Raw genomic sequence first — 13,194 nt, 5'->3', positions numbered from 1 at the left:
CGTCCACGCCGGCTTCGTCGTCCATCGCCATAAGCGGCAGCGCGGATTTCTCCCAATCCGCCGGATCCAGAGGATTCCCGCCTGGCGCCAGCGCCAAAATCCCGATGCTGTAATGCGGCGTCCAGCTGCCCGCTCCCGAATACGCAAGGAACACGCGTCCGTTTTTGCTCAGAATCGCCTGTCCCTCGTTGATGTAAGGAGGTCCTCCCGCCCGCTCCCACTCCAGATCGGGAGCGCTCAGGAGCACGCGCGGACCGCTGATCGTCAGCGGATCGCTCATCGGAGCGATATAGGTGTTTTGCGCGATGTTGACGTCGGCCTCCCAGCCTGACCATACAAAGTACAGCTTCTCTTCATGCTCCATGACGAGACCGTCTATCGCCCAGCGATTGGATTCATCCGTTATTTGACCCTTGAAGGTATATTCTCCCATAGGATCGTCGGTATCCGCCTCCAGCGCGTACATCCGATGATTTTCGTTCGCCCCGTCGTCGGCCGCGAAGTAGATATACCACTTGCCGCGTATATATTGAATCTCCGGGGCCCATAAGTTGGCGGAATAGGCGGTATCGACCGGCGGATACCAGACCACCTTGCGCTCCGCGTGCTTAAAGTCCAGCGTGCGCGACTTCATGACCATGACGTCCGCGCCGTTATGCGTAAACGTCATATAATAGAAGCCATCTTTGTAGACCACGCTGGGATCCGGCGTATCCATTCCGGAGATCGCGTTCTTGAATGTCCCTCCATGACCCGCGTACGGGACCGCTTCTTCATCATTACCGTTCATCCACCCGTTCACCGTCCCTATCCAAATAGCGGCAAGGGCGGTCAGCAAGACCGCCCCCAGCCCGAAGTATATGCTCTTCGATCCCCGTCTTCGACCCATCCGCATACTCTCTCCTTCCCTTATTTCACGCCGGCTTGCGTAATCGCCCTGACGAACGAACGTTGTCCCAAAATAAATACGATCAAGACAGGCAGCGTCGCAATCGTCGTCATCGCCATCAGCTTGCCGTACGCCTGCGTATAGCTGCCCTGCGCCATTAGAGCGATACCGGCCGTAATGGTCCGCATCTCCGGCGAAGTTGTCGCGTACAGCGGCCACACGAAGTCGTTGTATATCCCCATAAAGGTGAAGATGCCAAGCGTGACCATAATGGAAACGGACGCAGGCAGCAGAATGCGAGAATAGATCTGCCACTTGTTCGCCCCGTCAATGCGGGCCGCCTCCTCGATCTCCTTGGGAAAGGAGATAAAAAATTGATAAAGCAGGAAGACGCCGAAAGCGCCTGCGGTATAAGGCAAGATCAGCGCCGAATACGTATTGATCAGTCCCAGCGCGTTAAATTCCATATACATAGGCAAAAACGTCAGCACGCCCGGGATCATAAGCGATGCGACAAACATCGCGAACAGCGTTCGCTTGAACGGCAAGTCGGACAGTCGAGCGAGCGCGAATGCAGCCATGGAGTCAATCAGCAGCACGATCGCCGTGCCGATAACGCCCACCGACAGAGAGTTCGTAATCCAGCGTACGATCGGCACGTTCATAAGCTCGCCGGACAGTCCCTCCATATAATTTTCGATTGTCGGCTTCTTAGGGATAAAGTTCATCTGTCCGGCCAGCGCCTCGAAGTCGTTTTTGAACGAGGTCGAGATCATCCAGACGAGCGGTAGCAGGAAGATGGCCGCGATGACGGTCGCCAGCAGTATCAATAATAACTTGCGCGTACCTTTCATCTTAGACGCCACTCTCCTTTCTTCCGTAGGTCAGTCTGTATTGCACGACCGAGATGATCATGATGAGCAGCGCCATTATAATGGCCATCGCGGACGCGCTGCCGATTTCCTTGCGAATGAAAGCCTGATCCAGGACGTTCATCAGAAGCACCTTCGTGGAATCGCCAGGCCCCCCGCGCGTAAGCAGATATGGCTGCGCATAGACGTTAAACGAAGCGATCGTCGAGGTAATCATGACAAACAGCATGACGGGACGTATCGACGGCAATGTAATGTAAGCGAACTTGCTCCATACAGTCGCTCCGTCTATGGATGCGGCTTCATAGTAGTCCTCTGGGACTTCGTTAAGCGCATTGATGAAAATAATCATATTAAAACCGATCGTCCACCACAGCGTCGTCGCGATTAGCGATACCCATGCCCAGGGCGTATCCGTCAGCCACGGAATCGTATCAATGCCCAGCTTCATCAGCATGCTGTTAATGAATCCGGCGTTTGTGTCGAACATCATGAGCCAAATGACCGCCATTACGGAAGCCGAGATGGCGTAAGGCATGAAGTAGAAGGTACGGAACAGCCCGCGAATGCGGCCAGGCAAAACGTTGACGAGCAAGGCAAGCCCCAGCCCCACCGCGATGAGCAGCGGCACGGAAAACAGCACGAACTGTGCCGTCGCCCAGAGACCTCGGAGGAAGACGCTATTTTCGTAAGTTCCTCCGGAAAAGATCGCGATATAGTTGTCAAGTCCGACGAACGGATGCTCCTCGGACAACAATTCGAAGTCATGTAAGCTGATATAGAGGCCGTACCCGATCGGGAACAGCAGGAACATGGCGAAGCATAGCGTATACGGCAATGCGAATAAAGCAGACGTTAACCTGGACATCCAGGACGTTCTCATCAATGCAATCCCTCCAACGTTACTGACATGTATGTCGCGCGGACAAGGTGAAACGGCTGTCGCCGTCCTTTGGCAGAGCAGCGCGTTTCATTCCGAGAATTATAGGTCAAGTATGGAGAAAACTTATACTTTCCTATAATTTGAGAAAACCTCTATCGAGGCCCCTCTAAGAGGAGCGACCGCGTTCAAAGTAGGTTATATCGCCAATAAGAATCTCACATCCAATGCAAGCTCGGAAACTTACGTTTATGTGGTAAGAAAAAACGGCTGACAGCGTCCTTTCGCAAACACACATGCTGCATGTACGTTTTAATAAAGGGAAAAACTCCCTTTAATTGACTACCCTGTTGTCGCTGCGATGTTTTAGAGGGAAATTGTCCCCCTAATTCAAGCAGAATGATGGGCAAACGCCAATTGGATGGATATTAGAGGGAAGATTTCCTCTTAAAGTAGTAAAATTCCATTTACAAGCGAGAATAGTGGGCGATTTTCCCTTTATTTTCTGCACGACTGATGATTGCAGCGTTCTTCTAAAAACCATCATAAAGCTCCGCCACAGCCCCGGTACGGAAACGACTCATTCACATTAAAAGACATTTTCTTTCCGAAGAAACGTGTGGAGTGAGTAAGAGGCTGTTCCAGGATGAACGACCTCCAGCTTTGCATAGCAAAGCCGCTTCGGAAGCATAAGGTAGGTTTTATCGCCAATAAGAAATCCGTTTTCGAGGACCGAAAACTGATACTTTCTTTTGTGGTAAAAAAAGGACGGAGCCGCCCTTGCCTCCGCTCCGTCCTTCCCGCTTTCGGTCGTCCGTCTTACTTGCCGATCGCTTGCTTGGACTTCGCCGCCGCGTCGTCCATCGCCTTCTGGGCATCCTTCTTGCCCAGCAGCGCGTTGTTCAGCTCGCCCCAGATCGGCTCGGAAATCGTCGGCCAATTAAGCACGTTCGGCGCGAATTGCACGTAAGAGAAGCTGTCCGCGATCGCGCTTTGCGGCAGCGCCTTGAATTCTGCGCTCTCGATCATCGGCTTGGCGGCAAGCGCCTGACCGGATTCCGCCCACTCCAGCGAATTGGAGGAAACATACTTGAGGAAGTCGCCAATGCCGGCGATAATTCCCTCATCCTTTACGTCTTTCGGAATAGCGAAGTTATGAGAACCGCCAAACACGGCTTGCTTCGCCTTGCCGATTTGCGGCACAGGCGCGACGCCATAATTGAGACCCGCTTCGTCGAATTGCGATTTCATCCATGGACCGTTGAATTGAATGGCGTTTTTGCCTTGGAGGAACAAGGTGTTCTCTCCATCCTGCTGTACATTGCCCGGCGATACGCCCTTGTCGACCATTCCGCGCAGCCACTGGATCATTTCGACCGCTTCAGGCGAATTATACGCGACATCGGTACCGTTCCACAGCTCGCCGCCGTTCTGCCACACAAGTGTCGGGAAGATAAATTGCTGCGGCCAGAGCGTAGGTACGACATAGCCGTAGACGCCCTTGTCCCTGTTCGTTACCTTTTCGACCGCCGCGTCGAATTCCTCGCGATTCGTCGGAGGGCTTGTGATGCCTGCGGCTTCCAGCAGGTCCTTGTTGTAATACATAACAAGCGGGTGAATGTCGAGCGGAATGCCGTACAGTTTGTCTTCGATCGTCGCGTAGTTGACCGCGGCTTCCACGTAGTCCGTCTTATTAATGCCGGCAGCTCCCGCCAGCGTATCCATCTCCTGCAGTTGTCCCTTGCTCACGTAAGTCGGAATTTGATCCAGATGCATGATCATCAGATCCGGACGTTCCTTGCCCGTGCTGAGCGCCACGTCAAGCTGCTTGTAGTATTCGCCGTTGGGCTGGATAACGAAGTTGATCTTGTAGCTGTCCTGGGAAGCGTTGTATTTGTCGACGATCTCCTTCATAAACGGGCCGTCTGCTCCGGAAAACGGCGTCCAGAACAAAAACTCGGTTTTCTTGCCCTTGCCGGCGCCTCCCGAAGCGCTCTCCGTCTTGCCTCCGGCATCGCCGCCATTGCTGCAGCCCGTTGCGACCATTGCGAAAACCGTCAGTACGGATAACCAAGTTGTAGCTTTTTTCATCCTTTCGTTTCCCCCTTGTAGATGATTCTCCCAATGAAACTTGCTGCGCCTCCAAAGGACAGTGCGGCCGTTTCACCTTGGTTCCCATCATACCTTTGCGGGGAAGGCGAAAAAATGTCTTCTTTTTGTATACTATGGACAATTTTTTAGGATCCCAGCGCCGTCCATTCCAATTGGCTCAATATGATCTTGCGTTCCGAGGACACCGCGATCGACCGCCATGTTTCCCCTTGTACGGACTCGGATAACACAGTCTCGCCGTCCATGCTGATGTGCAGACGTTGTCCCGCATGGCGGATAAACCACGTGCAGCCTCCGACAATCGAATTGTCTTGGAGGATGACGGAGCGGACCTCGCCATTCGCCGAAACAAGCGACAGCTGGAGCTTAGCGATCCCCCCCTCCAGCTCGAAGCGGCAGGTTGTCGCCTCATCCTGGAACGGGTTGTTAAGACGGAGGGACGATAATCCTGCGGTCGGGCAGCCGATCAACGCCGTTCCTGCCGCGCTCCAATCGCCGGCCGACACTTCGCAAGCCGACAAGCAAGCCGCCGCTCCAGTCTCCAGGAAAGACAAGAAACCTGTTAACGAAATACCGGCAAAGCAAACGGACGTGTAGTGAGTGACGAGACCGTAACGCTGAACTGGAGAAACGCAGGAGGCGGACAACGTCTGCACCCCGTCCAGCTCCACCATGACGGCGTTTCCTGATGTACGAATCACTACCTGATGGTATACGTCGAATCGGAATCCGACCGGAAGAACGCGGCTTCGCTGCTCCAGCCTAATGCCGCGCACCGTCTCGTAGATGCCGATCGTCCGTTTGCCCGCGTCGAACAGCACCTCGATGAGGCTTGTCTCGTCTCCTGCTTGCAGCACGGCACCGTACAAACCTCCCATGTGGCTCCGCTCCCAGCGTACGTTCAGTTCGAAAAGCGCATGGGCATAGGAGGGCTCGACAAATGCCCGGCTAATGCCGAACTGGCTTGCTTGAAGCAGGCTGCCCCCGTCAATCCGCCACTCTCCTCCATTGGTTGTCCAGCCACTCCCGATCTCATCGCCTTGTGCCGTATCCTTACGATCGAACAGATCCCTGAACGCGGGCATCGCGGGCGCAGCCACGGCCTCCCAGCTCGGTCCCGGCACCATCATTCTGTCCCCATGCCACAGCAGCGGATCCATCCGCAGCTGTCTTCGTTCTTTCTCGTCCGCCGCATCATCCCCGCGTACTTCGCGCCCATGATAGACGATCCAGTCGTCTACGTTGTTCGGCGCCTTTGCGACGCTGTTATGGCCAACGCCTTCTACCTTGGCGTTCTGCCTCAGCAGCGGCTCGTAAGTGTCGTCGTCCGGATATTTGCTCCACTCGAGCTCCGTCAGCGAATGATCCGCGGCATGATCTGCCATGCTGTATCCGACATAATAATACGGGCTGGTATAAGCGTTGCCGCTATACATAACGTAATGTTTTGCGCCCCTTTTCAGATGAAAAGCGCCTTCAATCGTATGCCAGTTCCTTCCGTCGCCGAAGCGATTTACGGCAAATACCTCCTCGTCCAGCGTAGGCCTGACGATCAGTTTCGGTTTGCCCTCCGGCGTGAAGGGATCCAGCAGTCTGTCCGCCAGAATAACCGTACCCGCCCGATGAGCATCAATGCCGTAAGTTTCGTTCGTAGAATAGAACAAGACGAAACCCCCGTCCGTATCGCGCACGACATGCGCATCGATAGAGAACGTATCGAACAACGTCTTCCGATATTCGAACGGGCCTTCCGGACTTGCGGATACCGCGACCCGCATGAATTGTTGATGAACGTCGTCTCCCCCGCTTGGCATATTGGAAACATAGAGATAGAATTGTCCATTATCGTACATGACGGCAGGGGCCCAATAACCGCTGCGTCCCTCTTCCTGATAGGCGAATCCTTGGAAGGTCCACATCTTCATATCCTTGGATGTCAGCAAGGTAACACCGGCCTCGGCGGTCGCATAGGCATAATATTTTCCGTTCCACTTGAGCACGTACGGGTCAGGATGATAGGCGGGAGCAGACGACGCTGCGGAATCTCTTAAGCTCTCGTCTTTAACGACGAGCGGCGGATTGGTATACATGTTCATGATGGTATATTTCCTCCATTTATAATAAGTTAGGTTTAAGCTTATTATAGCGGACTGGACAGGGCTTGGAGGTGAACGCTTTTTTGGACGTTATGGACATATTTACAGGTGATGGCATCGCTGGTTGACAACAACCTTTCGGCATGATATCTTTAATTTAAGATAATTAATATTAAGGTTAAATCCCAAACCAAGGAGCGTGTTCTTCATGACAACAACATATAGACCGATTGACAGTGTTCGCAGCGGCGCGCCATTCCATATGGTCGGCGACGGCTTCCGCGTATCCAACTACTTCCCTTCCGGCAATGAGCTCGGCGAGCGGATCAGTCCCTTTATTCTGCTCGATTACAACGCGCCTTACCATTTCCCTCCAAGCGATTCCGCCAGAGGCGTCGGCGCGCATCCCCACAGGGGCTTCGAGACAGTCTCTATTGCATACGAGGGGTATGTAGAGCATCACGATAACCATGGCAATCACGGCATCATCGGTCCCGGGGATGTCCAGTGGATGACGGCGGGCTCCGGCTTGCTGCATAAGGAATACCACGAGCGAGAATTCGCCAAACGCGGAGGCGTGTTCCACTTTATCCAGCTTTGGGTTAACCTTCCGCGCGAACACAAGATGCATCCTCCGAGATATCAGGAGCTGCTGAAAGCGAATATGGGCCGGGTCGCCCTGCCGAACGACGGCGGAGAGGTTCGCATTATTGCAGGCGAATACGAAGGCACGCGCGGTCCCGCGGAGACCTTTTCGCCGATCACGTTGTTCGACATCGCCTTTAAGTCAGGCGGCATCGCCGAATTCGAGCTGCCGGCGGGCTACAATACGGGTGCTATCATCCTGCGCGGCAGCGCCAGAGTCAACGGCGAGCGCGAGGTCGGTGAAGGCGCGTTCGTGTTGTTCGACAATGCCGAAGGACGCATAGCCATCGAAGCTTTGAGCGACGACACGCTAGTGCTCGTGCTGGGCGGAGAGCCTATCGACGAGCCGATGTTCCAATACGGACCGTTTGTTATGAACACGCGCGAAGAAGTCATTCAAGCCTACGCAGACTTCCAGGCAGGCAAAATGGGCAATGCCGATTTCTAATCGCAAGATCCTCCATTACAGAAAGAAGAGCCGTCTAAAGGTGTTCGCATGATATCCAGCCGTCCCGAACAACCCGATTTATACGTGAAAGGACCTCAAATTCCACTGTAAAGCGGAGGTTGAGGTCCTTTTCTCAAAGTGAAACGGCTATGCCGTCCTTTGGCGGCGCGGCTCGTTTCGAGAAAATAATTCTCTATCGAGGTCGTTCGAGGATGAGCGTCCGCGTTTAGAGGAAGATTTGTCGCCAAAAAAGGGCAAAAGTGTCGCTCTTGTCTGTTCGATCACCCTTCTCTCGGAATAAGAGGAAAAACGCCCTCTAATATCCCCCTCTACGTCCTTGCTTGCGCTTTAGAGGGAATTCCTACCTCTAATCCAGGTCGAAAAGCTGGATTCGGGCAGAATCCCCCCGAAGAAAGGGTGTTTTTCCCTCTAAATCGAGTTGATAGCCCGTTTCATCCAGATTAAAGGGAGCTTTTCCATCTACTTTCCGATGCGGTATACGATTGGCCTCACCACGCGCTTGCCGCTACGGTGGAGATACCTCGATCGAAGTCTGTCGGGAAGAACAATCGCGCTATCTTCCTTTCGAGGCTTTGGAGACACCCCTTCATCACTCTGCAGAACTCGCGGCCGGCTCCGGCTCCGGCACATGCAGACGTTTGGATAGAACAAACAATACAACACCTGTTAGTACCGTTACGATTCCGCAGCCGAGGAACCAGCTCTGGATGCCGTACTTGTCCACGATCGGTCCCGCCATTAGCAGGCCGATCGGCGAGGACAACAGCATGATGCTCGTTACCAGCGAGATAACCCTTCCCAGCATCGCCGGATCATAAGCGCGTTGAATCATCGCCATATACGGACCGTTAAAGAATGGGGCAGCCGCTCCCATGAGGAAGGAGAGGATTACGAAAACGACAAAGGCCTCCCGGCTGATTACTCCGCTTGCCACGCAGGTGACGCCCATTACGACCATACTCATAACGATATAGGAGATGTCCTTCCACCTGGAGGCGACAACGGATAACAGCAATCCGCCTATGATCATTCCCGCCGAGAAAACGGCCTCCACAAGACTGGCGCTATATCCGCCGCGTCCGAAGTGGGACAATGTCATAAACGGGAACAACGTGCCAAGAGGCATAAACGCAATCGAGAACACCGCGGTAGCCACCGTAATAATGACCACAGGCTTCACTTTTATAAAGGTTTGCCAACCCAGCTTGAACTCTGCCAGGAACTGCGGTCTCTCCGTCGCCTCGGACTTCGGCTGAGGAATCTTAACCAGCATCAGCATGATGTTGGCGATCAATGCGCCAGCCACGTCCAACAGCAGCACGGCTCCAAGCGAGGTTGCGGAATATACCGCGATTCCAAGCGCGGGGCCGAGCACGGTCGAGGCCGAGAACACCATTTGCTGCCAGCCTGCCACGCGCGTCAGTTGATCCGGCGGCGCGATCAGCGGAATAGCCGCCTGAAACGCAGGCGCGTGGAAGGACGAAGCGATGGATCGCGCCATCAGAACAAGATAGACGAAACCTAGTCCGGGCTCGCCGAAGTAATAATACAAACCTAATGCAAGACTGAACAGCGCAATCGCTCCGTCAGCCGCGATCATCGTAAGTTTCCGGTTCCATCTGTCGAGCCAGACGCCGATAAACGGGCCGAGCAGCGCTTGCGGCAGAAAGCCGACGAGGCTCGCGATCATGAGCACGACGGCGGATTGCGTCGTCTCCGTCAGATGCCAAATAATCGAGAATTGTACCATCGAAGTGGTAAGAATCGAGAAGAGCTGTCCGCTAAAGATAAAGGCGAACTTTTTTTTCCAATCGGTATACATGGAGAGATTCCTCCTTCTTTTCTGGGTTTGGGCATGGCCGTATGAACCATCCCGTTACCTTAACCTCAAGAAATGGATTCCCCAAAAAAGCATATCAGGCACCTCCATACGCTGCCGCTTGACCCGGTATCAGGGCGAGGCTCGCGAATGAAAACATTCTATCAAGCGTGACCTGGAGGATCAAGGTATTAAATGTCTTAATCTAATTCTTACATGAATTTGATCCTTTTATGGCATTCTTTTAACAATCGTTTGTTAAAGTTGGATTTGTAAAACGATTCCCTAACGGGAACAAATCCATAACGACGAAGGAGATCAACGATCATGTCAGCTCAAGCTGAGTCCGCTATTATGTATACGCCCCGGTTATGCGACAACGAAACGATTGCCAACAAGCTCATCTACCGTATTAGGCAGCATCAACTGTCCCCCGCCGAGCTGGACGGTCTTCAGGCACGCTGCAGAAGCGAGCTGCGCCAATTGCAGCAGGAGTTGGACGGCCTGTTGAACGAGCTGCGGTCTGTCTTGAGAGAAGAAAGCGACATCTCAACGCACCAGTATGAACATTACGAACGCAGCGCTTAACCCCATTACGCTCCCATCCCTGGAAGTTTCGAATGCTCCTGCTTGACTCTCGTGTAAAAAAGCGCCGAAGAAGCGCATAACAAGAACAGTACGATATACAGGAACGTGACGCCGCGAAGCTCCACGATCTGCCCTCCGATCAAGTTGCCCGCGATTCCCCCGAGCCCCCAGGTTACCGCCGCGTACAATGTCTGGTAGGTCGCCTTCGTTCTGGCGCCGGCAAGACGATCCACAAGTTCCACCGCCACGCCGGCGAAGAAGGCGAAGGCGATTCCGTCCAACAACTGCGTAGCCAGCGTCATGTACACGTTGCTGGTCAGGAACAGAATGAGGTACTTCAGCGCATACAACGATGCCGCTGCCGCGAGCAGCAGCGACTTCCCGAACTTGTTCCCCAGCTTGGCTGCCCACCAAAACATCGGCACCTCGATGAGCGCGGCCAGCGCTATCGCCGTCCCCAAAAACCGCTTGTCGAAGTCGTGTTCGTCGAAGTAAAGCGGCAGAAACGTCGCGCTCGCCGTGACGGCCAGCATAGTCATAAAGGAAATGAGACAGAAGAACAGGAAGGTTCGGTTCCTCACCACATCCCCCAGTTGCTGGAATACGCTGATACGCGCCGAGTTCGTATGGGTCACCGGCAGCAGAAACACGATCGCCGCAGTCGGAAGCGCAAGCAACGCATACATAAGGAATACATGATCGTACCCGTGTTTCTCGTAATAGAATCCAACCGCAAATGCTCCGATGGCATAGCTGAGCGCCCCCCACAGCCGTACGTTGCCGAACGCGAAGCCCTGCGTTCTGCCAATCTGGACGGCGGCCGCATCACTCATGGACGGAAGCGAAGACTGGAACCAGGCGAAGAGAAGCGATACAGCGATGATAACCCCGAACGCATTCGACGTATAGAACAGCAGCCCTGAAGCCGGCGTTACAAGCACGAGCAGGAGAAGAAGAACTTTGGTACGCTGGAGCCTGTCGTTAAGCAGTCCCATTACAGGCTGCGCAATGACGCCTACGAATGCCCATAGAGAAAGTATATATCCAATCGTGGAAGGGCTGAAGCCGCGATCGTGAAAGTGCAGGCTCGTATAGGGCAGCAGAACGCTGGACATCAGGTACATAAAGAAGTAATAAGCGGATACGATTCTCACTGGGAACGCCTTCTTCACGATGTATTTGAATGTTCCGGTCAATATTATGTAGGAAATATTCAATTCATTGTACTATGATTTTAACGTTAACCCAATAAACAATTCCCGGCTCGAAATCGGTTCCTCCGGCGAATTGTGCATAATCCATAGCATTAGCTCATAACATTGTATGGATTAACCAAGATTCGGAGTGAAAGAATCCCCGGTCCCTCCCAGCCGGGCTCTCTCACGACCGTCCCAAGGAGGCAGTATTCGTATGAAGACGCTCAACCTTATTAGCTTGGTTCTAGTCATTATTGGAGGGCTGAATTGGCTGTCCGTCGGCTTGTTCGAGTACGATGTCGTCAGCGAGCTGTTCGGCGGCCAGGCCGAGATCGGCTCCAAGATCGTGTACATCGTCGTCGGCGTGGCGGCGCTATACGCCATCTCCCTGCTTCCCAAAGCTGCCAAGGATTAAGGGCTCCCTCCGGTCTCCGCTAAGAGGAAGCGCCGTTCCTGCAGTCCATGATTCATAGACAATTGTGAAGGCAATACATCCAAATAAAAGGCGATGCTCAGGACTGTTCCTGACATCGCCTTTATTGTTATTTCCGTTATAACGTTGCGGTCCGGACTTACATCCTTCCAGCAACGCCGTTGAATCTACGCAGGTGTATACGTTTACAATTTGGACTTCATATCCATGAGATATTTGATGACTACGGCAAGTGCGCCCAAGTAATAACCTACAAGGACGATCCAGCCCGTCACATCCATGGCTGCAAGCCCGGCAAGCATGAAGAGCGGAAGCACGTAATACACCATATCCTTCAGGTAGCCCAGCACTAGCTCATGAGAGAGTTTGCCTCCCGACATCGATTTGAACAGCCCGATTACCAGATCGAGCGCCATCGAACCCATTACGACCCACATCGCGACTTCCATCCAATGAGTAAGCGTACCAAACATTTTGCATCACCTCCTCGCTACATCGTATGCCGATGTTCGCAAGGTTGTACCTTAGGCGGTATCACGATTATTAATGCTCCCCACGCATACTTCCGCTTACGTGTAAGTCACTGTAAACAGGTCAATTCCTATGCCTATTATTATTATTGCAAAAGCTATCAATGGATTTACTTTTTTCTCATTCAACCCAATCTTCTCGCAGATGTAGATCGACAACCCCATAAACGCAAAAAAACAAACTGTGATGATGTAATCCAATGATGTTAGGTTCATTAATTGAACTACACCAGATGCAAAACCCATTAGAAAAAGGAACAATGGGATTCTAAGCTTTATCGAGTTTACAAACATATCATCCCTCTATTTCTTCATGAATTATTGCGTTGAACCGCCTATTCGCTCAAGTATACTTTGGTAATAATCGTCAATAACCAGCATGGGCTCCTTTATAGACTGCAAAATGATTTCTAAGTCCACTGACTCATCTTCTGATTCCGCATGTATTGTTTTATAAATGGTAATAACCGCTTCCATCTTCTTTTTTTCTTCACTACTAATTGCATAAGAATGCTGTTCCAGAAACTTATTGGTCATGCCATCTTTGAACACTCCCGCCACCTTGGAGAGGTGGGGGATTCTTGGGTTGTTGCTCCTCATGGAGCAAATCGCATCGATATTTTCTTGCGAAAAATCGTACACCAAGCGATCCCTGCGGTTCCCGC

General features: G+C 52.7%; 11 protein-coding genes and 1 pseudogene. 3 read left to right on the top strand and 9 right to left on the bottom strand.

The annotated features are described in order from the left end of the window. The 5 genes from PAT3040_RS39360 to PAT3040_RS33580 form a co-directional block, all read right to left on the bottom strand. Positions 1–889, bottom strand: an 889-nt coding sequence (locus tag PAT3040_RS39360) for a glycoside hydrolase family 43 protein (protein ID WP_258235291.1), incomplete at its 3' end; no start/stop codon positions are given. 20 nt (positions 890–909) lie between these two features. Then, positions 910–1,743 (bottom strand): carbohydrate ABC transporter permease, encoded by an 834-nt coding sequence (locus PAT3040_RS33595; RefSeq protein WP_108996099.1) that lies wholly within the window; start codon positions 1,741–1,743, stop codon positions 910–912. A gap of 1 nt (position 1,744) precedes the next feature. Beyond that, complete coding sequence (locus PAT3040_RS33590; RefSeq protein ID WP_108996098.1) at positions 1,745–2,644, bottom strand: carbohydrate ABC transporter permease; 900 nt, start codon at positions 2,642–2,644, stop codon at positions 1,745–1,747. A gap of 816 nt (positions 2,645–3,460) precedes the next feature. Further along, entirely contained in the window at positions 3,461–4,732 is a 1,272-nt protein-coding gene (locus PAT3040_RS33585; protein ID WP_108996097.1) for an ABC transporter substrate-binding protein, read from the bottom strand. A gap of 146 nt (positions 4,733–4,878) precedes the next feature. Continuing rightward, positions 4,879–6,849 (bottom strand): glycoside hydrolase family 43 protein, encoded by a 1,971-nt coding sequence (locus PAT3040_RS33580; RefSeq protein WP_108996096.1) that lies wholly within the window; start codon positions 6,847–6,849, stop codon positions 4,879–4,881. Between the two features lie 208 nt (positions 6,850–7,057). On the opposite strand from PAT3040_RS33580, the gene PAT3040_RS33575 reads away from it, so the two are divergent. Then, positions 7,058–7,942, top strand: a complete 885-nt coding sequence (locus PAT3040_RS33575) for a pirin family protein (RefSeq protein WP_087571820.1) — start codon at positions 7,058–7,060, stop codon at positions 7,940–7,942. 610 nt (positions 7,943–8,552) lie between these two features. On the opposite strand, the gene PAT3040_RS33570 is transcribed toward PAT3040_RS33575, so the two are convergent. Next, the gene (locus PAT3040_RS33570) at positions 8,553–9,785 is read right to left on the bottom strand and encodes an MFS transporter (RefSeq protein ID WP_108996095.1); all 1,233 of its coding nucleotides are present in this window, start codon (positions 9,783–9,785) and stop codon (positions 8,553–8,555) included. A 324-nt stretch (positions 9,786–10,109) separates the two neighbouring features. On the opposite strand from PAT3040_RS33570, the gene PAT3040_RS33565 reads away from it, so the two are divergent. Further along, on the top strand, positions 10,110–10,370 hold the full coding sequence (locus tag PAT3040_RS33565; protein ID WP_108996094.1) for a hypothetical protein: 261 nt from the start codon (positions 10,110–10,112) through the stop codon (positions 10,368–10,370). Positions 10,371–10,375: 5 nt separating this feature from the next. Here the strand turns inward: PAT3040_RS33565 and PAT3040_RS33560 are convergent, their stop codons facing one another. After that, positions 10,376–11,524 carry an MFS transporter gene (locus PAT3040_RS33560; protein ID WP_108996093.1) on the bottom strand — a complete coding sequence of 383 codons (1,149 nt, stop codon included), beginning with the start codon at positions 11,522–11,524 and terminating at the stop codon, positions 10,376–10,378. A 256-nt stretch (positions 11,525–11,780) separates the two neighbouring features. On the opposite strand from PAT3040_RS33560, the gene PAT3040_RS33555 reads away from it, so the two are divergent. Beyond that, the gene (locus tag PAT3040_RS33555; RefSeq protein ID WP_087571816.1) at positions 11,781–11,981 is read left to right on the top strand and encodes a DUF378 domain-containing protein; all 201 of its coding nucleotides are present in this window, start codon (positions 11,781–11,783) and stop codon (positions 11,979–11,981) included. Between the two features lie 203 nt (positions 11,982–12,184). Here the strand turns inward: PAT3040_RS33555 and PAT3040_RS33550 are convergent, their stop codons facing one another. After that, the gene (locus tag PAT3040_RS33550; RefSeq protein WP_108996092.1) at positions 12,185–12,472 is read right to left on the bottom strand and encodes a hypothetical protein; all 288 of its coding nucleotides are present in this window, start codon (positions 12,470–12,472) and stop codon (positions 12,185–12,187) included. Between the two features lie 375 nt (positions 12,473–12,847). Next, positions 12,848–13,194: pseudogene (locus PAT3040_RS37790) on the bottom strand (hypothetical protein); the annotation flags it as partial.

This window comes from Paenibacillus agaridevorans, assembly GCF_003112455.1.
GTDB lineage: Bacteria > Bacillota > Bacilli > Paenibacillales > Paenibacillaceae > Pristimantibacillus > Pristimantibacillus agaridevorans.
The sequence above is the reverse complement of the archived record's forward strand: the minus strand, read 5'-3'. Positions and strand labels throughout refer to the sequence as shown.